Origin of the sequence: Pseudomonas sp. Tri1 (assembly GCF_017968885.1) — a bacterium.
GTDB lineage: Bacteria > Pseudomonadota > Gammaproteobacteria > Pseudomonadales > Pseudomonadaceae > Aquipseudomonas.
The window spans coordinates 6,504,128-6,528,707 of the sequence record NZ_CP072913.1 but is presented as its reverse complement, the minus strand read 5'-3'; the positions used below and the strand labels follow the sequence as shown (position 1 = coordinate 6,528,707).

Sequence of the window (24,580 nt, the reverse complement as noted above, 5' to 3'; positions counted from 1 at the left end):
ACGAGAACACAACTATGCTTTTCTCCCGTAAACCTTTTGCTTCGGGTTCCAAGCGTCATTTGCTGATGGTCGCTGTCGGCTTCAGCACCGTACTGACCGGCTGCGCCACGTCGCCGACCTCCAAGGTCGCCTCGAGCACCAAGGTCGAGTACTACCCTAACTGCTACGAGCCGGTGCAGCACCTGCGCTCCACCGAGGGCAACATGACCAAGTCCGTAGTCACCGGCGCGGCCGTCGGCGCGGTGGGCGGTGCGTTGCTGGGCGTCCTGACCGCCGACAAGGAAGACCGTGGTCGCAACGCTGCCATCGGTGCTGCTGGCGGTGCCCTGGCCGGTGGTGCAGCCGGTTACTACACCGAGCGCCAGAAGCAGATCGCCGATGACAACCAGCGCATTGCGTCCTACGCTGCCGACGTCAACAAAAGCGTCTCTGACATCGACCGCAGCACCGCCTACGCCCGGACTTCGCAGCAGTGCTACCAGAACGCGTTCAGCAAACTGGTTGCCGACCGCAAGGCCAAGACTGTCAACGACACTGAAGGTCGCAAGCGCCTGGCGGAAATCGTCGCTGGCCTGAAAGAGTCGAATGACCTGATCGTTGCGGTCAACGGTAAGGCTTCCGAAGACTTGAACAATTACACCCAGGCTTATGAGAAAGACCTGCAGCAAGTGGGTGTGCAGCGTACTGACGTGGTGACTGTGGCTACCGCTGATACCACGCCGGTCGTAGCGCCAACCACCAAGACCAAGAAAGCAGTGAAACCGGCGAAAAAACCGGTGTTGCCAACCGTGCCGAAAGAAGCGGTGACCACTGAGAAAACCCTGCAGGCCGCCAAGGCCAAGCAGGATGAAAGCAAGCAGGTTGCCAGCGCTGGTACCACTCAGGTCAACAGCATGTGCAAGAACCCGGACCTGGGTGATTGGGCGCCGGTTCCTTGCCCGAATGTTTGATTGAGTGATGGCGGCTGATCATTGATCAGCAGCCAAAACCCAAAACCTTGTGGGAGCGAGCTTGCTCGCGATAGCGCTGGTTCAGTTGGCATTAATGTCGACTGATACACCGCCTTCGCGAGTGAGCTCGCTCCCACAGTTGTTTCTGGGTACATATCCGTTGCTGCGGTAACGGCGGCTTATGGTTCCGCTCTTACAGCGGCTCACTTTTGAGAAGCGCAAAAGTAAGCAAAACGCTTTATGCCCCACCACTCGGTGCCTCGCCTAGGCTCGGCATGCCCGAACGAAGGCATTGCTCCGTGGGCCCGCCGCGAAGGGCCATCCATGGCCCAGCGCGGCTATCCCGGCATCCATGCCGGGATGCCCACTCCACAATGCCTGCGTTCGGCCATCGTGGTTAACGGGGCGCCGAAATCAACGTCCACCGCGAGGCGGCCTGACAGCCGGCCTGGCTCTTGGTGGGATCGCGTTTCCCCTGTGGGAGCGAGCTTGCTCGCGATGGGGCCGTATCAGCTGGCATCGATAGTGCCTGATACACCGCTATCGCGAGCAAGCTCGCTCCCACAGTTGTTTTGTGTCGACTGCTATATCAGCGACAACCGGCTTCCCCTGTGGGAGCGAGCTTGCTCGCGATGGCGTCGGCTCAGCCTGCATCAATGCAAGCGCTACCCCTTGGCCCCAGGCGCCGCCATCTCCTTTGTCTCCAAATGATCCAACGCCCGCTCAACCAACAACTGCACCCCATCGGCCATGCGGCTGATTGCCAGGGCGACGCAGCGGCGTGAGTCATCCACGTCGTCGGCCAGGTCGGCGGCGATGGTGCTGATCGATTGCAGGTCTTCGGAGGCGTTGGCCAGCAGGGTTTCGGTGTCGATGTGAGGGGAAACGATGAAGAGCTGGTTTTTATCGGGTTCGGGCGGGGAGGCTTGGGGGTTGAGATAGTAGTCGAGCGCGCGGGTGGCGGCTTCGTCGAGCTTTTTAGCTTCGAGGTTTTCGACGCGGGATTTGTGGCCGTTTTGCGGCGGATTAGGTGATGGCTTGACCATAGTTGTACTCCGAGATTTTCAGGAGCCAACACCGCTTCGCTTGCACAGTCGAGAGAGGTGGCAGCTATGCATAGGTGTGCAAGACCGGTCGGAGTACCCGGCAGACCCGAAGATCTCCCATACACAGCTGCCATAACGATTCGCGAGCATAAAAAAATGCCCGATGAATAGCCATCGACAATTGTGTCCTCCGCCGGACTTGCACGTCCGTGTCACCGTTTTTTGCGATGACGAACAAAGGTTAGCGACGCTCGAAAGCACTGCCTAGTTCATGAACAGCCCGGCGTGTTGAAGGAAATGTCCGAGGGTTTGGCGGGGGAAAAGACGAAAAGATCGCAGCCTTCGGCAGCTCCTACGGAAATGGGTGTAGGAGCTGCCGAAGGCTGCGCTCTTTTGATCCTGGTTTTGTGACTTGGCAGTCATCTTTCGCGAAAACAAGCTTATCTTCCGCTAAAGCGATCCGATGATGGCGTTGCGCCGAAGAATCGCTAAACTGCCTGCCATTGATCTTTTCTCACGAGGCGGTGCCCATGAAATTTCGTTTTCTGCTGTGGATGCTGGGGTTGTTGATGGGCAAGGCCAGTCGGAGCAATCCGGCGTTCCAGCAGCAGTTGGGCGATAAGGAACTGGTGTTTCAACTGCAAACCCTGGACGGCAAGGTCGCCCGGCATTTCACCGTGAAAAACCAGCGCATCACCAGCCGGTCCGGCACTTACCCGGAGCCTGCCTTCGCCATCGCCTTCAAGGACGCCGCCTATGGTTTTGCCACGATGCAGGCCAAGAACAAGCAACTGGCATTCATGACGGGGATTCAGGACAAGTCGATCCAGATCAAGGGCAACCCGGCGCTGGTGATCTGGTTCCAGGGGCTGACCAAGTATTTGAAGCCGAGGAAGCCTAAGAAGGTTTGAGTCAAGCGGATCACTGTTCGATCATTCCCACGCTCTGCGTGGGAATGTCGCCAGGGACGCTCCGCGTTCCGCTTCCGGGATGTGACGCAGAGCGTCACGGGATGCATTCCCACGCAGAGCGTGGGAACGATCAATGACCGGGCGAGCCTGTTCAGCCGTGGCTGAACTGCGAAGCCAGTTCCCGCAGCAGCACTTCCGCCTCAAGCACTTTGCTGACTACGTCGTTGACCTTGTCCCGAGACAGGCCTACGCGTTCGAGCAGTGCATCGGGGATTTCCTCGTCTGGGCCGGAGCCGATACCCCGCGAGCGCAGCAGGCGTACGGCCAGGCAGACCAGGTTCGGGTAGGCGGCGTACTCGCCGTCGTAGTGCGGGTCGTGCTGGAAGCGCAGGGCGGTGGCCAGTTCGTCGGGCATGTCCCAGTAGCGCATCAGCCAGGCGCCGATCTGTTCGCGGCTGATGCCCAGCAGGTGCTGTTCCACGTAGCTGTGGCACAGGTGCGGGTTGACCTCCAGGTGCCGGCAGATCAATGAGAAGTGCGGCGGGAACACGTGGGCCAGCAACAGGTAGCCGAAGTTGTGCAGCAGGCCGGACAGGTAGGTCAGGCCACCTTCCGGGCGCTGGGCGCGCGGCATGGCGCGGGTCAGGCCTTCGATGACGGCGGCGGTGTAGATCGATTGGTGCCAGTACGGCGTGGTGTGTTGCGGGTGGTCCTTGGGCAGGCTCAAGGTCTTGCCCAGGGCCAGGCCCAGCGCCAGGTTGATCACCAGGTCGAAGCCCAGGACGCGGACGATGGCATCTTCCACTGAACGAATCTTGCCTGGCGAGGCGTAGTACGGCGATGCGGCCCAGCTCACTACTTGCGCGGCCAGGGCCGGGTCGGTTTCCACGACGCCGGTGATGTCGTCGATGGTCGCGTCAGGGTCGACCCGCAGCTTGATGATTTTTTGCGCGGTTTCGGCCAGCGGTGGGATCTCGATGGTTTCTTCCAGGCGTTGCTGGATACGCCGCGCGGTAAACGCCTGGACGGCCTGGGTGATTTCCGCGCGGTCGTCGTGCGGGCGGTCCAGGTTGGGGGTGATGTTGCTCACGGCTTCGCCGAATGTCGCGGCGCTGGCCTTGGTGAGCATGGTCTTGAACGCTTCGCTGGTGACTTCCAGCAGCAGGCCCGGCTCCCCCGAATTGATCAACAGCTTCGGTTCGCGCAGCAGGCTTTCTTCGTACAGGCAGGGGGAACTGGTCAGCGCTGGCAGGCCGGGCAGCAAGCTCAGGCTGTGTTTGCCGAGCATGCGTTCCAGGCGTTCGGTCGGCACCGCCGTGAGCTTGCGACCGGTGAGTTCGGCCAGGCGGTTGAGGTCCAGCAATTGGCTTTGTGGAAACAGCACCATGAGTGCGCCGACGGCATCGTGCAACAGAACGGCCTGCACTTTGCGGGCAGGGTTCAGGCCCGGTCGCTCGACGACTTCGTCAAAGGCGATACCCAGCTTTTCAAGCAGCAGCCGAATAACAGACGGAGCATGCGGAGGTTCTGGGACGAGGGCAGCTTCAGTCATGGTTTGTATCCGTTTTCCTACAAGTTGAGCAGTATAACCAGCTTGCCGGGCAGGTGCGTCCAGAAACTGAGAGCGTGCTCACACTTGGCCATATTGCTGCCCATGACGCAACCAACGATCCAGCAGCGGGCTGACGTGGTCGGGCCAGCGTTCCAGCAGAGCCTGGGCAGCGTCGCGTACCGCGGGGAGCAGATCGGCGTCGCGCATCAGGTCGGCTACCTTGAATTGAAGCAGACCGGTCTGGCGCGTGCCGAGCATTTCGCCGGGGCCGCGCAGTTCGAGGTCTTTTTCGGCGATGACAAAGCCGTCGTTGGTTTCGCGCATGATGCCCAGGCGCTGCCGACCGATCTGCGACAGCGGCGGGTGATACAGCAGCACGCAATGGCTGGCCGCACTGCCCCGGCCGACACGGCCGCGCAACTGGTGCAACTGCGCCAGGCCCAGGCGCTCGGGGTTCTCGATGATCATCAGGCTGGCGTTGGGCACGTCCACACCAACCTCGATCACTGTGGTGGCGACCAGCAGTTGCAGGGCGCCGGCCTTGAATTCAGCCATGACGGCGGCTTTCTCGGCGGGTTTCATGCGGCCATGGATCAGCCCGACCTTCAGCTCGCCGAGGGCGGCGGTGAGGTCTTCATAGGTGGTTTCAGCGGCCTGGCAGGTCAGCTCTTCCGATTCCTCGATCAGCGTGCACACCCAGTAGGCCTGGCGCCCTTCGGCACAGGCGCTGCGCACGCGCTCGATCACTTCGACCCGCCGGGTATCGGTGACCAGCACGGTATTGACCGGCGTACGGCCCGGCGGCAGTTCGTCGAGGATCGAGGTGTCGAGGTCGGCGTAGGCGCTCATGGCCAGGGTCCGCGGGATCGGGGTCGCGGTCATGATCAACTGATGCGGACACATCCGCCCGCCCACGCCTTTCTGCCGCAGGGCCAGGCGTTGCTGTACACCGAAGCGGTGCTGTTCGTCGATGATCACCAACGCCAGGTTCTTGAACTGCACTTCGTCCTGGAACAAGGCATGGGTGCCCACCACCATCGGTGCGCCTTCGGCGATCTGTGCCAGGGCGGCTGCGCGATTCTTGCCCTTGAGCTTGCCGGCCAGCCAGGCGACTTCGATGCCCAAGGGTTCGAGCCAGCGCTGGAAGGTGATGAAATGTTGTTCGGCGAGAATCTCGGTGGGCGCCATCAACGCCACTTGATAACCCGCTTCCAGAGCTTGGAGTGCGGCAAGGGCGGCAACCACGGTCTTGCCGGCACCCACGTCGCCCTGGATCAGCCGCAGCATCGGTTCAGGCTGGCTCAGGTCGTAGGCGATTTCATTGCCGACCCGCTGCTGGGCGCCCGTGGGGGTGAAACCGAGGTTGGCCAGGTAGCGGGCCGGTAGATCCCGGGCCTTGGGCATGGCAGGGGCGCGTAGGGAGCGCAGGCTTTCGCGCAGGCGTTGCTGCGACAGCTGGTGGGTCAGCAGTTCTTCGAAAGCCAGGCGGTGCTGTGCCCAGTGATGGCCGAGGGCGAGTTCGTCGACATCGGCATCGGCGGGTGGGTGGTGCAGGTAGCGGATTGCATCGGCCAACGGCGCCAGTTGATAGTCCCGGGCCAGTTCCGTGGGCAGCCAATCGGGCAGGCTGCTGGGGCCGAGCAGAGTCAGGGTTTGCTGGCAGAGCTGGCGCAGGCGTTGTTGGGTCAGACCTTCGGTGAGCGGATAGACCGGGGTCAGGGTTTCATCCACGGGCGGCGGCTCGTCGCCGGTGATGGCGCGGTATTCCGGATGATAGATTTCCAGTCCCGAGGCACCGGGACGGGCCTCGCCGTAGCAGCGCACGCGGGTGCCACGCTTGAGGCCTTCCTTTTGAGCGTTGCTGAAGTGATAGAAGCGCAAGCTGAGCCCGCCAGTGCCGTCCTGCAGGCGCACCACCAGGCTGCGGCGCCGGCCCATGACCACGTCGGCGCCGCTGACGGTGCCTTCGATCACGGCGTCCTGCCCGGGGCGCAAATGGCCAATGGGCACCACACGGGTGCGGTCCTGGTAACGCAGCGGCAGGTGGAACAGCACGTCCTGGAGGTTTTCCAGGCCGACCTTGGCCAGTTTCTCGGCCATGGCTTCACCGACACCCTTGAGTGCCGTGACCGGCACTTTCGACAGCTCAGTCATGGCGACGGCTTACTTGGTTGTGGGCGGCTTGGCCACGGAACACAGGCGGATCGAGTCAGCGAGGATCTCGATGGCCTTGGGCCGCGGGAAGCTGGCGCGCCAGGCGATGGCGACGGTGCGAAACGGTACGGGTGCTGTCAGCGGGCGGACTTCGATCACGCCGGGAGCGTAGTGATGGCTGTCCACCGCCGACAGCGGCAGGATCGAAATGCCCAGGCCCGAGGCGACCATGTGGCGGATGGTTTCCAGGGAGCTGGATTCCACCGTGGTGTGCTTGGCGCCTTCGCCACCTTTGGTCAGGGTCGGGCAGGCTTCGAGCACCTGGTCGCGGAAGCAATGGCCTTCACCGAGCAGCAGCAGGCTCTTGTCGTTGAGCAGAGCGGCGTCGATGGTTTTTTTCTGGGTCCAGGGGTGCTGGGCCGGCATCAGGACGTAGAACGGCTCGTCATAGAGCGGCAGGGTCAGGACGTCGGCTTCGTTGAACGGCAGGGCGATGATGATCGCGTCCAGTTCGCCGTTGCGCAGTTTGTCACGCAGCACATGGGTGAAGTTTTCTTCGATGTACAACGGCATCTGCGGGGCAACCCGGTGCAGTTGCGGAATCAGGTGTGGGAACAGGTAGGGGCCAACGGTGTAGATCGCGCCGACTTTCAGCGGGGCGGTCAGTTGGTTCTTGCCGGCCTGGGCCAGTTCGCGGATGCCTTGGGCCTGTTCCAGTACTTTTTGTGCCTGGGCCACGATGCCTTCGCCGACGGGGGTAAGGCGCACGGCGCTTTTGCTGCGCTCGAAAATCAGCACACCGAGCTCGTCTTCAAGCTTTTTCACACCCACCGACAGTGTCGGCTGGCTGACATGGCAACGTTCGGCCGCGTGGCCGAAATGCTGCTCTTGGGCGAGGGTGACGATGTAGCGTAATTCTGTGAGGGTCATAGCAAGCGTCCATGAAGTTGCGAGCCAAGCATACCGGCTGCAATCGATAGACGCACGTTATCAGACTGGAGGCGGGGTATGACACTGTCCAATGCCTGTTGGGTGGTTGCCGGATATGGAAAAGGCATCTTTCGATGCCTTTTGGTCGGTTCTAATCATTGTGACGAGGGATCAGCGCCGACGCTTGTCGATGGAGTACACAAACGGCGCTGTCAGTTCGACGGTGCCGTTGGTCAACAGCTCGGCCGGCGGCTTGGGCAGCGGCTGGGCACGACGGATCATTTCCAGGGTGGCACGGTCCAGAGAGTCCGTGCCGGAACTGCCCACCAATTCGAATGACAACACATTACCTTCGGCATCCACCACGAAACGCAGGCGGTTGGTGCCTTCCTTGTTCATCTGCTGGGCCCTGGGTGGGTACTTTTTGTACTTGCCCAGGTGCGCCAGCAGCGTGCCTTGCCAATTGGCCTTGGCAGCCGATTGCGCGGGCGATGGGCCGGGGGCCGGTTGCGCGGATTTCTCGGTCGGTGCCGGGGTGGGCGGAGTGTCGCTGGGCTTCTGCTGCGACGGGACTTCCTTGGGCGGCTCCGGTTTTTTCTCCACCGGCTTGGGCTTGGGCGGTTGAGGCTTCGGCTTGGGCTTGACCGGTTTGGGCACGGCAATCTCGGCTTTCGGTGCTTCGGCCAGTTTAGGCAGCGGCAATTCTTCGACCGGCTCCGGCGGTTGCGGCGGCATGACGACTTTCGGCGGTGCGGGTGGCGGCGGGGCGGGCACTGGCGCCAGCTCGACCATCATCGCCTGGGGGGGCAACTCGATGGGTGGGCGGGACGTCCAGTTCAGCGCCAGCGCGATGGCAAGCGCGTGCACGCCCAGCACCACGGCCAGGCTACCGCTGTAACGCGTCAGCTTTTGGCGCGTCGTGATCATTTCTTGGGCGCCGTCTCGAGTCCGACCAGGCCGACCTTCAAGTAACCGGCGGCGCGCAGGGCGTCCATCACGTTCATGAGGTCGCCGTAATCCACGCCTTTGTCGGCCTGGAAGAAGATCGTCGTGTCCTTCTTGCCCTGGGTCTTGGCATCGAGGGTCGCACCGAGGCTTTCGGTCTTGACCTCGTCTTCGCCGAGGAACAGGCGCTGGTCGGCCTTGACGCTCAGGAACACCGGTTTCTCCGGCCGCGGCGAGGGCTTGGCCGTCGAGGCGGGGAGGTCAACCTTGATGTCCACGGTGGCGAGCGGGGCGGCGACCATGAAGATGATCAGCAGCACCAGCATCACGTCGATGAAGGGCGTGACGTTGATTTCGTGGTTCTCGGCCAGATCGTCGTCTGCGCCTTCTTTCAAATGCAGGCCCATGGCCGATTACCCCACTTTCACCATGTGCGGTTGCGAGCCGCGCTCGGGCGGCAGGTGGTCGAGGTCGCGGCTGACCAGCAGCAGGACTTCGGCCGAGGCGTCGGAGACCTGGGCCTTGTAACCGGCAATGGAGCGGGCGAAGACGTTGTAGATGACCACGGCCGGGATGGCCGCGACCAGGCCGAGCGCGGTCGCCAGCAGGGCTTCGGCGATGCCGGGAGCGACGACGGCGAGGTTGGTGGTCTGGGTCTTGGCGATGCCGATGAAGCTGTTCATGATGCCCCACACGGTGCCGAACAGGCCGACGAACGGCGCAGTGGAACCGATGGTGGCGAGCACGCCGGTGCCGCTGCTCATGTTGCGGCCACAGGCGGCCACCAAGCGTTCGAGGCGGAAGCTCACGCGTTCCTTGATGCCTTCCTTCTCGCGGCTGTTGGCCGACAGGCGCATCTCTTCGAGCGCGTCATGCACCAACAGGTTGGCCAGGGTGCCTTCCTTAGCAGCGCTGGCGCTGGCTTCCTTGAGGGTGGTGGCCTTTTTCAGGGCGGCGATTTCGCCACGCAAGCGACGCTTGGCACCCAACAGCTCGAAGCCCTTGGCGATCCAGATAGTCCAGGTGATGATCGAGGCGATGGCCAGGCCGATCATCACGATCTTCACGATGATGTCGGCGTTCTTGTACATGCCCCAAGGTGACAGATCGTGGGCCATGCCCAGGGAGTTATCGGCTTCGAGCACTTCGGGGGCATCGGCGGCGCTAGCCTCGACGGCTTGGGCCGGCTCGGTGGCCACCGGCGTCGCTACGGGAGCACTGGCGTCGGCGGGTGCCTGGGCAGATGCGGGTGCGGTAGCCGGATTGGTGGCTGGCGCCTGAGCATCGGCGAACGCGGCGGCGGGCGCCAGTAGCAGGCTCAGCAGCAGGGCTGCCACAGCGCTCCAGGCGCGAGGTCGGTTGGTTGGCGAAGCGAGGGATATTGAGCGTTTCATGCTGGCCGGACCTGAGAGGAAAAGAAGGTTGATGTTCTTCCAGGCCTCGTGGGGCCGAGAACAAAAGTGGTGGGCATTATTGCAAGTAATTCTTGTTAACAAAAGTAATACAGTTACTTTTTTTGTCGCATGGCTAGCCGCTCATCCTCTACGGAGGCTAGTCTGGGGCTTTGCCAGAGGAGTTTTTGATGTCCGCGCCTTCTGTTTTGATCGCCGGCTGCGGTGATATCGGCGGTCGCCTGGCCAGCCGGTTAGTGGCCGAAAATTGGCTGGTCCATGGCTTGCGCCGTACGATTTCGCACCTGCCGGCCGGGGTTGTCGGGGTGGCTGGGGATTTGTTCAGCGAGCAGTGTCCTGTCGAATGGCCCACCGGAGCGCTGGATTACCTGGTGTACAGCGCCGCCGCCACCGAGCATGACGAAGCAGGCTATCGCGCGGCGTACATCGAAGGGTTGCAGCATGTGTTGGGTTGGTTGAAGCAGCACGGCCAGCGGCCCAAGCGTCTGCTTTTTGTGTCCAGCAGCAGTGTCTATGGCCAGCAGAAGGGTGAGTGGGTCGATGAAACCTCGGTCACCGAGGCCAGCGGTTACTCCGGTCGGCTGATGCTCGAGGCCGAACAAGTGGCGCTGGACAGCGGCATCCCGGCCAGCCGCGTGCGCCTGACCGGCATCTATGGCCCGGGTCGTGAGTGGCTGTTGAGCCAGGTGCGCCAGGGCTATAGCGTGGTGGAAGACCCACCCCTGTACGCCAACCGCATCCATGCCGACGATGCGGCGGGCCTGCTGGCGTTCCTGTTGGACGCCGATCGCCAGGGCAAAACCCTGGAAGACTGCTACATCGGCGTCGACGATGCCCCCGCCGCGCTGGCCGAGGTGGTGGGCTGGTTGCGTGAATACATGGGCGTCACCCAATGGGCTGAAAACGCCAGCGTACGCCGCGCCGGCAGTAAACGCTGCAGCAATGCCCGGGCCAAGGCCTTGGGCTGGACGCCGCGGTATCCGAGTTTTCGTGAGGGGTATGCAGCGATTCTGGAAGGGCGCTGCTGACCCGGCATCAACGGGTCTTTAGGCAAAGGCTCACTCATTGCCGGAGAGCCAAACGCCGAGTCCTGTGGCAAGCGGGCTTGTTCGTTCAGGCAGAGCCTGCTCGGCGTGTGCCTGACGATGGGGTTTCCTGTTTGGCTCTTACCGTAGCTCAGCACCTTCCGGTCTTGACTTGCTTCATCGAGCTCGCGGAGCATTGTCCGACGCTTGCCCAAGCCAAGAGCGATGTGCAGGCCACCCGCAACCGCTTCAGTCAATCCGTTCGAGCCTACCTAACAGCGACAGGGACCGTCATCAATGCAAGCTAGTTTCAGCAAAGGCGTTATCTTTGCACTCTCCGCCGCCGCGCTTAACGCCACGATAGGCGTGCTCAGTAAAGTGCTCATGAGTAATGGTTTCACTGCCAGCAGTGTCGCCGTCATAAAGACGGTCCTGGGTTGTGTGCTGCTCTCAGCCTTGCTGCTATTTCTCAAGCGCCCGACAACGACGGCCAAATGGACCCAGGCGGCGATCTGCGCGTTTCTCGGTATCTTTGTGCTGTTCCACTTCGAAACGGCTGCCTATCGGCATTACGCCGCGGCGGGCGTAGTGGTGATGCTGATGGCCAGTGCTTCCATCTCCTCGATTGTGCTCGCACGCATATTTCTCAAGGATGCGATCACCGCGAACGCCACCGTGGGTGCCGCTCTGGCTATCGCCGGAATCGCGGTGATCTTCGGCGCCGACCTGCGACAGGGCTTCACGCTCCAAGGCGTTGCACTCGCTTCCATGGCGGGCTGCGGCTACGGGGCGTTTTCGGTAGCCATGAAGGGGATGGGGGTGTCCGGTGGGCTGCACTTTACTCGTCAGTTGCTGTTCTTCGGCAGCCTGTACTTGCTTATGCCGGCTTCGGCCGACGGCTTCGTCATCGGTGAACTGTCGCCCTTGGCAATTGCCGCACTGCTGGGGTTGGCTGCGCTGCCGACCATCCTCGGCTTTTTCTGCACCACCAAGGCAATCGAGTACCTCAAGCCATCCCAGGTGCAAGCCTTGGAGCTGACCGAGCCGCTTTTCGCCGCGCTGCTGGCGTTTGTAGTGCTCAATGAAGTGCCCCGCGAAAGCCTGTATCCGGGAGCGCTGCTGATCATCGTTGGGTTGTGTTTCTCCAATGAGCTGATCCGCCTGGGCAGAAAAAAGCCTGTCCCATCTCGCGCGTGAACCTTGACCGGAGGGCGCCCGTACATTTATTTCAAGGCGCCGTCTCGCTTACTGCTTTTCCAACAACCACTGCCGAGTACCCGGCGTGAACGACGGCATTTCATCGGCCAGCGCGGTATTGACGGTTTGGAAGATTTCCAGCTTCTTGCCGTCGCGGGCAAAGATCCAGGTGTTGCCCTGGCCATTGTGCTGCAGCCAGATATTGTCGTTGCCGCCGCTCATGGAGGCGCAGTCGCCCGCCAGGCACAGGGCGTAACGATCAGCACCCGGCAGGCCGCTGACCTGGCCGTCGGGCTGGAATTGCACGCTGGCGCCCTGGCCGGGGCCGTTGAGGATGTTCCAGGTGCCGCCGAGGTAGGCGGCATACAGCGCTCGCTCGAAACTGGCGCCGATGGGCGCGCCTTCCGGGACCTGGACTTGTGCGCGGTCGAACACCTGCTGCGGCTCGTTCTCGGTAGCCGCCTGGTTCAACTGGTTGCCGTCGCGCTTCAGTTCGCTGGCGGAGCTGCCGTAGAAATCGACTTTCCAGGCGCCGTCTTCTTCGCCCAGCAATTTGCCTTCGACATTTTCAAAGCCGTTGGTGTAGCGCGCCTGGCCAGCCCGGGTGTTGACGTCCCATTCCAGGTTGGGGCCATAGCCCTGCAATGCCTCGCGAAGCGGGCCACCCTTGGCGGCAGCGTCGATGGCTGCCTGGTTGATCCAGGTACCGCTGATGTCACGGTCGGCAGGGTCGCTGGCGCAGCCGCCCAGGAGCAGGGCGACCAACGAGAAAGCAAGCGCTTTGCGCATGGTGGAATCCTTTCAAGACGAAAACGGCGCAGCGGGGGAGGCTGCGCCGACCTTATTACTCGATGACCAGGATGGCATCCATCTCAACCTGCGCGCCCTTTGGCAGGGCTGCCACGCCGATGGCGGCACGGGCAGGGTAAGGCTGGTCGAAATATTTGCCCATGATCTCGTTGACCTTGGCGAAGTGGCTCAGGTCGGTGAGGAAGATGTTGAGCTTGACGATGTCCTTGAACGAACCACCGGCAGCTTCGGCCACGGCCTTGAGGTTTTCGAACACCTGCACGGTCTGGGCTTCGAAGCCTTCCACCAGCTCCATGGTCTTGGGGTCCAGCGGGATCTGGCCCGACATGTACACGGTGTTGCCCGCCTTGATCGCCTGGGAATAAGTACCGATGGCGGCCGGGGCCTTGTCGCTGGTGATAACGGTCTTGGTCATTGATGACTCCTTGTAATGGATGGGCCTATTGGGGGGCTATGCGCGCATCCGGGTGATGCGGATGACGCCCGTCAGGGCACGCAATTTCTTGATCACGCGGGCCAGATGCACGCGGTCGTGCACGCTGACCACCAGTTGGACCACGCTGATGCGGCCATCGCGTTCGTCCATGCTGATTTTTTCGATATTGCCATCGGCGGCGTTGACGCTGCTGGCCAACAGGGCGATCAGGCCGCGCTGGTGCTCCAGCTCGACCCGCAGCTCGACGTTGAATTCGCCGGTGACATCCTTGGCCCAGGAGAGCTGGATGCATTTTTCCGGGTTGTGGCGGATTTCGCTGATGTTGCGGCAGTTGTCCAGGTGCACCACCATCCCTTTGCCGGCGGACAGGTGGCCGACAATCGGGTCGCCCGGGATCGGCGTGCAGCACTTGGCGTAACTGAGCACCAGGCCCTCGGTGCCGCGAATCGCCAGCGGGCCTTCGGGGCTAGGCAGCTGTTCGCCTTCGCCGAGCAGGCGGCGGGCGACAACGTAGGCCATGCGATTGCCCAAGCCGATGTCTTCGAGCAGGTCTTCGATCAGCTCGAGACGGTATTCGTGGAGCATGAGTTGCACGCGCTCGGCCGGGATCTTGTCCAGGGAGCTGTCGAAACCGTTCAGCACTTTGTTCAGCAGGCGTTCGCCGAGGCTGATGGATTCGGAGCGGCGTTGCAGCTTCAGGGCATGGCGGATATGGGTGCGGGCCTTACCGGTGACCACGAAATTGAGCCACGCCGGGTTCGGCCGGGCGCCGGGGGCGCTGACGATTTCCACCGTGGAGCCGCTTTGCAGCGGTTCGGACAACGGCGCCAGGCGTCGGTTGATCCGGCACGCGATGCAGCTGTTGCCGACGTCGGTGTGCACGGCGTAGGCGAAGTCCACGGCCGTGGAGCCTTTGGGCAGCTCCATGATCCGACCTTTGGGCGTAAAGACGTAGACCTCGTCCGGAAACAGGTCGATCTTCACGCTTTCAATGAATTCCAGGGAGTTGCCGGCCCGCTGCTGCATTTCCAGCACGCCCTTGACCCACTGTCGGGCCCGGGCGTGGGTGCTCTTGGGTTGTTCGTCGCCGCTGGATTTGTACAGCCAGTGGGCAGCGATGCCGTTGTTGGCCATCTCTTCCATTTCACGGGTGCGGATCTGGATTTCGATCGGTACACCGTGCATGCCGAACAACGTGGTGTGTAGCGACTGATAGCCGTTGGCCTTGGGAATCGCGATGTAATCCTTGAAGCGCCCCGGTAACGGTTTGTACAAATTATGCACAGCACCCAGTACGCGGTAGCAGGTATCGACCTTGTCGACGATGATCCGGAACGCGTAGACGTCCATGATCTCGTTGAAGGCCCGACGCTTGCCGCGCATTTTCTTGTAGATGCCGTAGAGGTGTTTCTGCCGCCCGCTGACTTCGCCTTCGATGCCGTCGATGGCCAGGCAGTGGCTCAGGGACTCTTCGATCTTGTTGACGATTTCCTTGCGGTTGCCCCGAGCACGCTTGACGGCCTGGTTGATCCGCGCCGAACGCATAGGGTGCATGGCCTTGAAACCGAGGTCTTCGAACTCGATGCGGATCGCGTGCATGCCCAGGCGATTGGCGATGGGTGCGTAGATTTCCAGGGTTTCCTTGGCGATGCGTCGGCGTTTTTCGCCGGACAGCACTTCCAGGGTGCGCATGTTGTGCAAGCGGTCGGCGAGCTTGACCAGGATCACACGGATATCGCGCGCCATGGCCATGGCCATTTTCTGGAAGTTCTCGGCCTGGGCCTCGGCCTTGGTCTCGAAGTTCATCTGGGTCAGTTTGCTGACCCCGTCGACCAGTTCGGCCACGGTTTCGCCGAACTGCGCTTGCAGCGCTTCCTTGGCAATGCCGGTGTCTTCGATCACGTCATGCAGCATCGCCGCCATCAGGCTTTGATGGTCCATGTGCATGTCGGCAAGAATATTCGCCACTGCAAGAGGATGCGTGACGTACGCCTCGCCGCTACGCCGGCGTTGGCCGTCGTGGGCTTGTTCAGCGTAGAAATAGGCTCGGCGGACCAGATTGACCTGGTCCGTGCCGAGGTAGGCCGATAAGCGATCGGCGAGGGCGTCTATGCTCGGCATGATGATGACTCCTGCCGTTTGCTGTGACCCCGCGCCGTGCTACGTCGACCAGGCATAGGCTTAGACCGCCTCGTTGGACTCGTCCTCGAACGCTGCGAACAGCGGTTCGTCTTCGACGATTTCAGCGTTGGCGATGAACTCGTAGCTCATCAGGCCTTCGGCGATTTCACGCAGCGCTACTACAGTAGGCTTGTCGTTTTCCCACTGGACCAACGGCTCTTTGCCACCGGTGGCCAGTTGACGGGCACGCTTGGTAGAGAGCATGACCAGCTCAAAGCGGTTTTCCACGTGTTCTAGGCAGTCTTCAACGGTTACGCGGGCCATGGTATTCCTCGGAGCGAATGCAATATGCGCGCTGCCCGGTTGGGCGAGCGGACTCGACAGTTTAAAAAAACACCAGCGTTTAGGGAAGCGCTGATTTTTTAACCAAACCCCTCGGCGCGCTGCGACTACCAATGTAAAGCCGTCGCAGCGGTTTTGGGAAGGGCTGATCAGCCCAACAATTCGGCCAATAATTTACCGAAACGTTGCTGCTGGCGTTTCTGCTGCAGCTGGCTGGCGCGGAAAATCGCCTTCAGGTCGTCCAGCGCATGGGCGAAATCGTCGTTGATGATCAGGTAATCGTAGTCGACGTAATGGCTCATTTCGCTGACCGCTTCGCGCATCCGGCCTTCGATGATGTCGTCGCTGTCCTGGCCACGGTTGGTCAGGCGCTGGCGCAAGGCTTGCTGGCTTGGCGGCAGGATAAAGATCGAACGAGCCTGGGGCATGAGCTTGCGTACCTGCTCGGCACCTTGCCAGTCGATTTCCAGGATCAGGTCGTGGCCTTCGTCCAGGGTCTGCTGCAAATAGCTTTGTGAAGTGCCATAAAGGTTGCCGAAAACTTCGGCACGCTCCAGGAAGTCGCCGTGTTCGGCCATCTTCACGAATTCTTCGCGATCGACGAAGTGATAATTCACCCCGTTCACCTCCCCCGGGCGCATGGCGCGGGTGGTGTGCGAGACCGAGACGCGGATCTGCGGCTCGGCGTCGATCAACGCCTTGACCAGGCTGGTCTTGCCGGCGCCCGAGGGCGCGGAAATGATGTAGAGAGTGCCGGTGCTGTGGGTCATGTCGGGTTAGCCTTACTCAATGTTCTGCACTTGTTCGCGCATCTGCTCGATCAACACCTTGAGGTTGACCGCAGCCTGGGTGCTGCGCGGGTCGAAGGCTTTGGAGCCCAGTGTATTGGCTTCGCGGTTGAGTTCCTGCATCAGGAAATCGAGGCGGCGACCGGCCGCACCACCGGACTTGAGCACCCGGCGAACTTCGATGATGTGGGTGCTCAGGCGATCCAGTTCTTCGGCCACGTCGCTTTTTTGCGCGAGCATGACCATTTCCTGTTCCAGGCGCTGCGGGTCCAGCTCAGCCTTCATGTCGGCGAAGCGATCGAGGACTTTCTGGCGCTGGGTGGCGAGCATCTGCGGGACCAGTTCGCGCAGGGTGCTGACGTCTTCTTCAATGGAGGTCAGGCGCTCGTTGATCAACCGGGCCAGCTCGGCGCCTTCACGCTCGCGGCCGGCCTTGAGCTCCTTGAGCCCTTCATTGAACAACGCCATCGCCTCGGCGTTCAGCGCTTGCGGGTCGCTCGCATCGCCCACGAGCACGCCGGGCCAGGCCAGGACTTCCAGTGGGTTCAGGGCGGCAGGGTTGTTGATCAGGCTGGCGACGGTTTCGGCTGCAGCCACCAGCTGTGCGGCGCGCTCGCGGTCTACCTGCAGCGTCTTGCCGGTGCTTTCTTCGATAAAACGCAGGGTGCATTCCAGCTTGCCCCGGGACAGGCCTTGGCGCAGCGCCTCGCGCACGCCGCCTTCGAGGTCGCGAAAGGATTCAGGCAGGCGCAGGTGCGGCTCCAGGTAACGGCTGTTCACCGAGCGCAGTTCCCAACTCAGCGTGCCTTGGGCCCCGGCCTTTTCGACGCGGGCGAAGGCAGTCATGCTGTGCACCATGGAGGTTCCTCGCAATGCAGGCGGCCACAACCGGTGGTCGTGGAGCCTGGAATCTGTGAATAAAAGCCGAAGGGTAGCAAAGGCGCAGGATTGTAGCGCAGTGAGGCGTATGCCCCAACCGCGCTTGTGACAAAGCGCAGCAGCCCGTCGGGCGGCCCTTTGCGCGCCTTTGCTCGCATCGGCTTTTTAGAACTCGCTACGTTTAACTGCCCTATGACGATTCACGGCTCTATAATGCTCGGCAGTTTTCCGTCCTCTGTACAGGTGTTCCCTATGAAACGTCCAAGTGGTCGCGCTGCCGATCAGCTTCGCTCGATCCGCATTACCCGCAACTACACCAAACACGCCGAGGGGTCTGTACTGGTCGAATTCGGTGATACCAAGGTTATCTGCACGGTCAGCGTCGAAAACGGCGTGCCACGGTTCCTCAAGGGCCAGGGCCAAGGCTGGTTGACCGCCGAATACGGCATGTTGCCGCGCGCCACCGGTGAGCGGAACCAGCGCGAAGCCAGCCGTGGCAAGCAGGGCGGTCGTACCCTGGAAATCCAGCGCCTGATCGGCCGTTCGCTGCGCGCCGCGCTGGACATGTCCAAGCTGGGCGACGTGACGCTGTATGTCGATTGCGACGTGATTCAGGCCGATGGCGGCACGCGTACTGCGTCCATTACCGGTGCCATGGTCGCGCTGGTCGACGCCTTGAAAGTGATCAAGAAGCGTGGCGGCCTCAAGGGCGGCGACCCGCTCAAGCAGATGATCGCCGCTGTGTCCGTGGGCATGTACCAGGGCGAGCCGGTGCTGGATTTGGACTATCTGGAAGACTCCGCTGCCGAGACCGACCTGAACGTGGTCATGACCAGCGCCGGGGGCTTCATCGAAGTCCAGGGCACCGCCGAAGGCGCGCCGTTCCAGCCGGCGGAATTGAACGCTATGCTGGAGTTGGCGAAGAAAGGCATGAACGAAATTTTCGAACTGCAAAAGGCCGCATTGGCTGACTGATCGATTCACGCTTCAGACAAGGAGAGCGTCATGAGTGATGAGCAAATCCTACTGCCCCAGCCGAGCAAAGAGGCGCGTCAATGGGCAATGTTTTGTCACCTGTCTGCCTTGTTGGGGATCTGGATTCCGTTCGGTACGTTGATCGGACCGTTGGTGCTCTGGCAGCTCAAGCGCGAATCCGACCCGTTCATCGATGCTCAGGGCAAGGAAGCGCTGAACTTCCAGATCACCGTGGCCATTGCCTCGGCGATCAGCTTGCTGCTGATGGTCGTGGTCATCGGCTTCTTCCTGTTTGGCCTGGTGGCTATTGGTGCGCTGGTGCTGACCATCATCGGTGGGGTGAAGGCCAATGAAGGGCAGCCGTACCGATATCCGTTTACCTGGCGGTTGGTCAAGTAACGGAAGAAGTTGGCAACCCGGTTTGAGATAACCCGTTTGCAGCGATTCAAACAAATGCCCCGACTTGTCGGGGCATTTGTTTTGGGAGCGGGTAAGTGTTCGAACCTCATATGTGCCGCTCATACACTTCCAGTCACAACTAAATAGTCCTGGTGCGGCCAATGTTCTTGATAAGGTTGCGCCAAGTTATATTCATCAAGAAATATTTCGATATATTCAGGCCATTGAAGGTCCTTGAATAAAACAATCAATTAGTGTTGATGCGATCAACCTGTTCAAGAGGCGTGTCCAGGTAAACAGTTCGCTTCTGAATATCTGCTCAAGAATAAACCCCGATGGTTCAGCTCGATTTTTATGGAACACTGGTAGCCGCTTCTTTAGTGCTTTTACTGGGACGTGGACTTGTCGCCCGTGTCGGTTTCTTGCGCACTTACAATATCCCTGAACCGGTAGCCGGCGGTCTGGTAGTTGCCCTGGTTCTCCTGGCTTTGCGCCTCCTCGATATTGAAGTGCGATTCGATACTTCACTGCAGTCGCCCTTGATGCTGGCGTTTTTTGCCACCATTGGCTTGAGTGCAGACTTCGCCAGCCTGAAGAAGGGCGGGCGCGTAGTGGGGGTTTTCCTGCTGGCGGTCGTCGGGCTCCTGGTGGTCCAGAATGCCATGGGCATCGGGCTTGCAAAAATGCTGGGGCTCGATCCACTGATGGGCCTGCTGACAGGCTCGATTACTTTGGCAGGAGGGCACGGTACAGGTGCTGCGTGGGGGACCCTGTTCAGTGAGAAGTTCGGCCTGGCTTCCGCTTCCGAACTTGCGATGGCTTCTGCGACGTTTGGTTTGGTACTGGGTGGCCTGATTGGGGGGCCGGTGGCTCGACTACTGGTCAAGCGTGTCCAGCTACCCGGCCTGGAGCAGGAAAAGCCGCGTCTGCCAAAGGGCTTTGAGCAACCGAACAAAGAGCGTTCGATTACCTCGTTTTCGTTTATCGAGACGCTTGCCCTGATCGCGGTCAGCCTACTGGCCGGCTCCCTGTTGAATGGTTTGCTCCATGAAACAGCACTTGAGTTGCCGACCTTTGTTTGCGTCTTGTTCGTCGGTGTTGTTTTACGCAATGGACTTTCAGCGCTGGGCTTGTACCAAGTGTTTGAGCGTGAAGTTTCTGTACTGGGAAATGTCAGTTTGTCGCTGTTCCTGGCGATCGCTCTGATGTCGCTCAAGCTGTGGGATCTGGCGGCACTGGCTTTGCCGATCTTCATCATCCTGGCTGTACAAGCGTTAGCCATGGCGCTGTTTGCGATTTTCGTGACGTTCAGAATGATGGGTCGTAACTATGATGCGGCGGTACTGGCGGCAGGACATTGCGGTTTTGGACTGGGCGCCACGCCAACAGCCATCGCTAACATGCAGGCGGTGACGCAGCGCTATGGGCCTTCGCAGATAGCGTTTCTGGTGGTGCCCATGGTGGGGGCTTTTTTCATCGACATTATTAATGTCATCGTGATTAAGCTGTACCTTGCCCTGCCGTTCTTTGCCGCTGCTTGAGGTTCCGCGTATGCGTGAGTAGCGCCGGCCTGAAAAAAAATGCCCGTATCTTGCGATACGGGCATTTTCTTTAATCGGTCGGCAGACTGTCTGCTTCATCGCCTGAGCGATGTCGCGAAATACGCTTAGATGGTCAGCGTCCAGTCGTAATCGACGATCAGTGGTGCATGCTGCGAGAACCGTGGCTGGCGCGGTAGACGGGCACTGCGCACGAAACGGCGCAGGCCAGGCGTCAGCAGCTGGTAGTCGAAACGCCAGCCGAGGTTGAGCATCTCGGCTTGTTCGTTGTCTGGCCACCAGCTGTACTGGTCGCCCTCTCGGCTGACTTCGCGCAGGGCATCAACATAACCCATGTTGCCAATGATCTCGTCCATCCAGGCCCGTTCCGGCGCCAGGAAACCAGGAGATTGTTGGCTGTCGCGCCAGTTCTTGATATCCAGTTTTTGTTGCGCGACGTACAGCGAGCCACAATAAATGTACTCGCGACGTTTGCGCCGCTGTTTATCCAGATAACGGGCGAAGTCGTCCATCAACTTGAATTTCTGATTCAAATCTTCATCGCCGTTCTGCCCGGAAGGGAGCAGTAAGGTCGCGATGCTGACCTTGTCGAAATCGGCTTGCAGGTAGCGCCCGTAGCGGTCCGCCGTCTCGAAACCGAGACCGTTGATGACAGCCTTCGGTTGCAGCCGCGAGTACAAAGCCACGCCACCCTGGGCGGGGACTTCGGCATCGCAGGCATAAAGGAAGTAACCATCCAGTTGGAAGGCTGCATCGTCCAGTTCAAAGGCGGAGGCGCGGGTGTCCTGCAGGCAGATGACGTCGGCATTCTGTGCTTGCAGCCAACTGAGCAAACCTCGCTCGACTGCAGCCTGAATACCATTGACGTTCACACTGATGATCCGCATAAATGGCCCCAAAAATCACGTGCGTGTATGATACACGGCGTGTACCTATTTAGCTAAATCCGCGGTATTTGAGGCTTTTTTTCATGCAGGCGTATCAGCGCGATTTCATTCGTTTTGCCATCGATCGCGGCGTTTTGCGCTTCGGTGAGTTCACCCTCAAGTCCGGGCGCACCAGCCCGTACTTCTTCAATGCCGGCCTGTTCAACACCGGCACCGCCCTGGCGCAACTGGGTCGTTTCTATGCGGCGGCCATCGTTGAGAGCGGTATTCCGTTCGATGTTCTGTTCGGCCCGGCCTATAAAGGTATCCCGCTGGCCGCCACCACTGCCGTCGCCCTGGCTGAACACCATGGCCGCGACTTGCCTTGGTGCTTCAACCGCAAGGAAGCCAAGGCCCATGGTGAAGGCGGCAGCCTGGTGGGCGCACCGTTGACCGGCGACGTGCTGATCATCGACGACGTGATCACCGCCGGCACCGCCATCCGTGAAGTGATGCAGATCATCGGTTCCCAGGAAGGCGCCAAGGCGGCCGGCGTGCTGATCGCCCTGAACCGCCAGGAACGCGGCAACGGTGAGTTATCGGCGATCCAGGAAGTGGAGCGCGACTTTGGCATTCCGGTGATCAGCATTGTGTCGCTGACCCAAGTGCTGGAGTTTTTGGCCGACGATCCGCAGCTCAAGCAGCATTTGCCGGCGGTTGAGGCTTATCGGGCGCAGTTTGGCGTTTAAGAGATCTGCGTAATCCCCCTGTGGGAGCGAGCTTGCTCGCGATAGCGGTGTGTCAGCCAGCATTGATGTTGAATGATAAATTGCTATCGCGAGCAAGCTCGCTCCCACAGGAGCAAGGCAAAAAAAGACCCCGCTCAACCAGGCTGAGCGGGGTCTTTTTTTACCGGTGTCGCTTAAGGACGCTTGCGATTGCTGATCAGCGTACCCACGCCAGTATCGGTGAAGATCTCCAGCAGGATCGCATTCGGTACCCGGCCGTCGATGATCAGCGAGCTGCCGACGCCGCCCTGTACCGCTTCCAGCGCGCAACGGATCTTGGGCAGCATGCCGCCGTAGATGGTGCCGTCGGCGATCAGGTCATCGACCTGTTGGGTCGACAGGCCGGTGAGGACCTTGCCCGACTTGTCCATCAGGCCGGCGATGTTGGTCAGCAGCATCAGCTTCTCAGCTTTCAGCGCTTCGGCGACCTTGCCGGCCACCAGGTCGGCGTTGATGTTGTACGACTCACCATTGGCGCCTACGCCGATGGGCGCGATCACCGGGATGAAGTCGCCCTTGACCAGCAGGTTCAGCAGGTCGGTGTTGATCCCGACTACTTCGCCCACGTGACCGATGTCGATGATTTCCGGCTGGGTCATCTCCGGCGTCTGGCGGGTGACGGTGAGTTTTTTCGCCCGGATCAGTTCGGCGTCCTTGCCCGTCAGGCCAATAGCGCTGCCGCCATGGCGGTTGATCAGGTTGACGATGTCCTTGTTGACCTGGCCGCCCAGGACCATCTCCACCACATCCATGGTCTGCGCGTCGGTCACGCGCATGCCATCGATGAAGTGGCTTTCGATCGACAGGCGCTTGAGCAGGTCACCGATCTGCGGGCCGCCACCGTGGACCACCACCGGGTTGATGCCCACGGCCTTCATCAGCACGATGTCGCGGGCGAAGCCGGTTTTCAGCTCCTCGCTTTCCATCGCGTTGCCGCCGTATTTGATCACCAGGGTCTTGCCGACGTAGCGTCGGATATAAGGCAACGCTTCGGACAGGACCTTGGCGGTATTGGCGGCGGCTTCGCGTTCGAGGGTCATTCAGGGCTCCGGTGATGCTTCAAAAAATCAAAACGGTAGTTGGAGATCAGGTGCAACACGTTTGAGTTGGTTGTGGAACACATCCTTGATGCGCTGCAGTTCGGCCTCGTTGTCGGCCTCGAAACGCAGCACCAGCACCGGTGTGGTGTTGGATGCGCGAACCAGGCCCCAGCCGTGGGGATAGTCGACCCGCACACCGTCGATGGTGGTCAGTTCGGCGCCTTCGCCCCATTGAGCGTCGTGCAGTGCATCAATGATGCTGAATTTGCTCTCTTCGGTCACATGGATATTGATTTCTGGCGTAGAAATATCGTTCGGGAAGGTTGCGAACAGCTCTTCGGCGCTGGATTTTTCCTTGCTGAGGATTTCCAGCAGGCGCGCGGCGCTGTAAATACCGTCGTCGAAACCGAACCAGCGTTCTTTGAAGAAGATGTGGCCGCTCATCTCGCCGGCCAGCAGGGCGCCGCTCTGTTTCATTTTCTTCTTGATCAACGAATGACCGGTCTTCCACATCAATGGGCGACCACCATATTCCTTGATCAGTGGCACCAGGCGACGGGTGCATTTAACGTCGAAGATGATTTCGGCGTTCGGATTGCGCGCCACCACGTCGCGAGCGAACAGCATCAGCAGGCGGTCGGGGAACACCACGCTGCCGGTATTGGTCACCACGCCCACGCGGTCGCCGTCGCCGTCGAAGGCCAGGCCCAGGTCGGCATTGGTTTCCTTGACCTTGGCGATCAGGTCTTCGAGGTTTTCCAGCTTGCCCGGGTCCGGGTGATGGTTGGGGAAGTTGCCGTCCACGTCGCAGAACAGCGGAATGACTTCGCAGTTCAGGGCTTCGATCAACTGTGGGGCGATCACGCCGGCCGCGCCGTTGCCGCAGTCGACCACGACTTTCAGGCGGCGGGCGAGCTTCACGTCTTTTACGATTTCGTCGTTGTAGCGCTCGAGGATATCGACCTTGGTGATGCTGCCCTGGCCGCTGCTCAGGTCGTTGGTCTTGAGGCGGGTGTGCAGGGCCTGGATCTGCTCGTTGGCGAGGGTGTCGCCGGCGATGACGATCTTGAAGCCGTTGTAGTTCGACGGGTTGTGGCTGCCGGTGAGCATCACGCCGGATTTGCCGGCCAGCACATTGGCGGCGTAGTACAGCGCCGGGGTCGGCACCAGGCCCACGTCGCTGACGTGGCAGCCACTGTCGGCAACGCCTTTGATCAACTGTTCGACCAGCTCAGGGCCCGACAGACGGCCATCACGGCCGACGGACACGTTCGGCTCGCCCTGGGCCAGGCTCTGGGAGCCAATGGCGCGGCCGATCCAGTAGGCGGTTTCGGCGGTAAGGGTTTCCGGTACCACGCCACGGATGTCGTAGGCGCGAAAGATGCTGTCAGGGAAGATCGGGGCGATTGCAGCTGGGGTGTTCATGGGCGGGGCGCTCTATCAGGAAAGTGACTG

At 60.8% G+C, this 24,580-nt stretch carries 23 protein-coding genes and 1 pseudogene; 8 read left to right on the top strand and 16 right to left on the bottom strand.

Annotated elements, in window-relative coordinates:
• Window positions 1–14 precede the first annotated feature (14 nt).
• Window positions 15–950 carry a type VI secretion system-associated lipoprotein TagQ gene (tagQ, locus tag J9870_RS28620; RefSeq protein WP_210642035.1) on the top strand — a complete coding sequence of 312 codons (936 nt, stop codon included), beginning with the start codon at window positions 15–17 and terminating at the stop codon, window positions 948–950.
• A 665-nt stretch (window positions 951–1,615) separates the two neighbouring features.
• Here the strand turns inward: tagQ and J9870_RS28615 are convergent.
• Window positions 1,616–1,996, bottom strand: a complete 381-nt coding sequence (locus tag J9870_RS28615; RefSeq protein ID WP_210642034.1) for a DUF6124 family protein — start codon at window positions 1,994–1,996, stop codon at window positions 1,616–1,618.
• A gap of 530 nt (window positions 1,997–2,526) precedes the next feature.
• Here J9870_RS28615 and J9870_RS28610 point away from each other — a divergent pair.
• Window positions 2,527–2,907 (top strand): helicase, encoded by a 381-nt coding sequence (locus tag J9870_RS28610; protein WP_210642033.1) that lies wholly within the window; start codon window positions 2,527–2,529, stop codon window positions 2,905–2,907.
• Between the two features lie 151 nt (window positions 2,908–3,058).
• Here the strand turns inward: J9870_RS28610 and J9870_RS28605 are convergent, their stop codons facing one another.
• The 6 genes from J9870_RS28605 to exbB form a co-directional block, all read right to left on the bottom strand.
• Window positions 3,059–4,459 carry an aminoacyl-tRNA deacylase and HDOD domain-containing protein gene (locus J9870_RS28605; protein ID WP_210642032.1) on the bottom strand — a complete coding sequence of 467 codons (1,401 nt, stop codon included), beginning with the start codon at window positions 4,457–4,459 and terminating at the stop codon, window positions 3,059–3,061.
• 78 nt (window positions 4,460–4,537) lie between these two features.
• Entirely contained in the window at window positions 4,538–6,613 is a 2,076-nt protein-coding gene (recG, locus tag J9870_RS28600) for an ATP-dependent DNA helicase RecG (RefSeq protein ID WP_210642031.1), read from the bottom strand.
• Window positions 6,614–6,622: 9 nt separating this feature from the next.
• Window positions 6,623–7,543 carry a hydrogen peroxide-inducible genes activator gene (locus J9870_RS28595; protein WP_210642030.1) on the bottom strand — a complete coding sequence of 307 codons (921 nt, stop codon included), beginning with the start codon at window positions 7,541–7,543 and terminating at the stop codon, window positions 6,623–6,625.
• Window positions 7,544–7,714: 171 nt separating this feature from the next.
• On the bottom strand, window positions 7,715–8,470 hold the full coding sequence (locus J9870_RS28590) for an energy transducer TonB (protein WP_210642029.1): 756 nt from the start codon (window positions 8,468–8,470) through the stop codon (window positions 7,715–7,717).
• A complete protein-coding gene (gene exbD, locus J9870_RS28585) occupies window positions 8,467–8,895 on the bottom strand; it encodes a TonB system transport protein ExbD (RefSeq protein ID WP_025216142.1) in 429 nt (142 codons plus the stop codon). The genes J9870_RS28590 and exbD overlap by 4 nt, the downstream gene beginning before the upstream one ends.
• A gap of 6 nt (window positions 8,896–8,901) precedes the next feature.
• The gene (gene exbB / locus J9870_RS28580) at window positions 8,902–9,882 is read right to left on the bottom strand and encodes a tonB-system energizer ExbB (protein ID WP_210642028.1); all 981 of its coding nucleotides are present in this window, start codon (window positions 9,880–9,882) and stop codon (window positions 8,902–8,904) included.
• 188 nt (window positions 9,883–10,070) lie between these two features.
• Here exbB and J9870_RS28575 point away from each other — a divergent pair, with 188 nt between their 5' ends.
• Window positions 10,071–10,928, top strand: coding sequence for an NAD-dependent epimerase/dehydratase family protein (locus J9870_RS28575; protein WP_210642027.1), 858 nt, complete (start codon window positions 10,071–10,073; stop codon window positions 10,926–10,928).
• A 294-nt stretch (window positions 10,929–11,222) separates the two neighbouring features.
• Window positions 11,223–12,122 (top strand): DMT family transporter, encoded by a 900-nt coding sequence (locus J9870_RS28570; RefSeq protein ID WP_210642026.1) that lies wholly within the window; start codon window positions 11,223–11,225, stop codon window positions 12,120–12,122.
• A 48-nt stretch (window positions 12,123–12,170) separates the two neighbouring features.
• Here the strand turns inward: J9870_RS28570 and J9870_RS28565 are convergent, their stop codons facing one another.
• From J9870_RS28565 to J9870_RS28540, 6 genes are all read right to left on the bottom strand, one after another.
• On the bottom strand, window positions 12,171–12,911 hold the full coding sequence (locus tag J9870_RS28565; protein WP_210642025.1) for a hypothetical protein: 741 nt from the start codon (window positions 12,909–12,911) through the stop codon (window positions 12,171–12,173).
• A 55-nt stretch (window positions 12,912–12,966) separates the two neighbouring features.
• Complete coding sequence (locus tag J9870_RS28560; protein WP_014340863.1) at window positions 12,967–13,347, bottom strand: RidA family protein; 381 nt, start codon at window positions 13,345–13,347, stop codon at window positions 12,967–12,969.
• 36 nt (window positions 13,348–13,383) lie between these two features.
• Window positions 13,384–15,489, bottom strand: coding sequence for a bifunctional GTP diphosphokinase/guanosine-3',5'-bis pyrophosphate 3'-pyrophosphohydrolase (gene spoT / locus J9870_RS28555; protein WP_053190083.1), 2,106 nt, complete (start codon window positions 15,487–15,489; stop codon window positions 13,384–13,386).
• Between the two features lie 60 nt (window positions 15,490–15,549).
• The gene (rpoZ, locus tag J9870_RS28550; RefSeq protein WP_003177259.1) at window positions 15,550–15,813 is read right to left on the bottom strand and encodes a DNA-directed RNA polymerase subunit omega; all 264 of its coding nucleotides are present in this window, start codon (window positions 15,811–15,813) and stop codon (window positions 15,550–15,552) included.
• 167 nt (window positions 15,814–15,980) lie between these two features.
• Window positions 15,981–16,601, bottom strand: a complete 621-nt coding sequence (gene gmk / locus J9870_RS28545) for a guanylate kinase (protein WP_003206877.1) — start codon at window positions 16,599–16,601, stop codon at window positions 15,981–15,983.
• 12 nt (window positions 16,602–16,613) lie between these two features.
• On the bottom strand, window positions 16,614–17,477 hold the full coding sequence (locus tag J9870_RS28540; RefSeq protein WP_210642024.1) for a YicC/YloC family endoribonuclease: 864 nt from the start codon (window positions 17,475–17,477) through the stop codon (window positions 16,614–16,616).
• Window positions 17,478–17,750: 273 nt separating this feature from the next.
• Between J9870_RS28540 and rph the strand changes: the two genes are divergently transcribed.
• The 3 genes from rph (at window position 17,751) to gltS (ending at window position 20,413) form a co-directional block, all read left to right on the top strand.
• Window positions 17,751–18,473 carry a ribonuclease PH gene (gene rph, locus J9870_RS28535; RefSeq protein WP_210642023.1) on the top strand — a complete coding sequence of 241 codons (723 nt, stop codon included), beginning with the start codon at window positions 17,751–17,753 and terminating at the stop codon, window positions 18,471–18,473.
• Between the two features lie 30 nt (window positions 18,474–18,503).
• Window positions 18,504–18,872 (top strand): DUF4870 domain-containing protein, encoded by a 369-nt coding sequence (locus tag J9870_RS28530; protein ID WP_013694558.1) that lies wholly within the window; start codon window positions 18,504–18,506, stop codon window positions 18,870–18,872.
• Between the two features lie 335 nt (window positions 18,873–19,207).
• A complete protein-coding gene (gene gltS / locus J9870_RS28525) occupies window positions 19,208–20,413 on the top strand; it encodes a sodium/glutamate symporter (RefSeq protein ID WP_210642022.1) in 1,206 nt (401 codons plus the stop codon).
• Window positions 20,414–20,538: 125 nt separating this feature from the next.
• Here the strand turns inward: gltS and J9870_RS28520 are convergent, their stop codons facing one another.
• Complete coding sequence (locus J9870_RS28520; RefSeq protein ID WP_013694557.1) at window positions 20,539–21,318, bottom strand: exodeoxyribonuclease III; 780 nt, start codon at window positions 21,316–21,318, stop codon at window positions 20,539–20,541.
• An 83-nt stretch (window positions 21,319–21,401) separates the two neighbouring features.
• On the opposite strand from J9870_RS28520, the gene pyrE reads away from it, so the two are divergent.
• Window positions 21,402–22,046 carry an orotate phosphoribosyltransferase gene (pyrE, locus tag J9870_RS28515; RefSeq protein WP_210642021.1) on the top strand — a complete coding sequence of 215 codons (645 nt, stop codon included), beginning with the start codon at window positions 21,402–21,404 and terminating at the stop codon, window positions 22,044–22,046.
• A gap of 173 nt (window positions 22,047–22,219) precedes the next feature.
• On the opposite strand, the gene argB is transcribed toward pyrE, so the two are convergent.
• Both argB and J9870_RS28505 read right to left on the bottom strand, forming a co-directional pair.
• Entirely contained in the window at window positions 22,220–23,125 is a 906-nt protein-coding gene (argB, locus tag J9870_RS28510) for an acetylglutamate kinase (protein ID WP_003206871.1), read from the bottom strand.
• A 27-nt stretch (window positions 23,126–23,152) separates the two neighbouring features.
• A pseudogene (locus J9870_RS28505) lies at window positions 23,153–24,556 on the bottom strand (phosphomannomutase/phosphoglucomutase); the annotation flags it as partial.
• Window positions 24,557–24,580 lie beyond the last annotated feature (24 nt).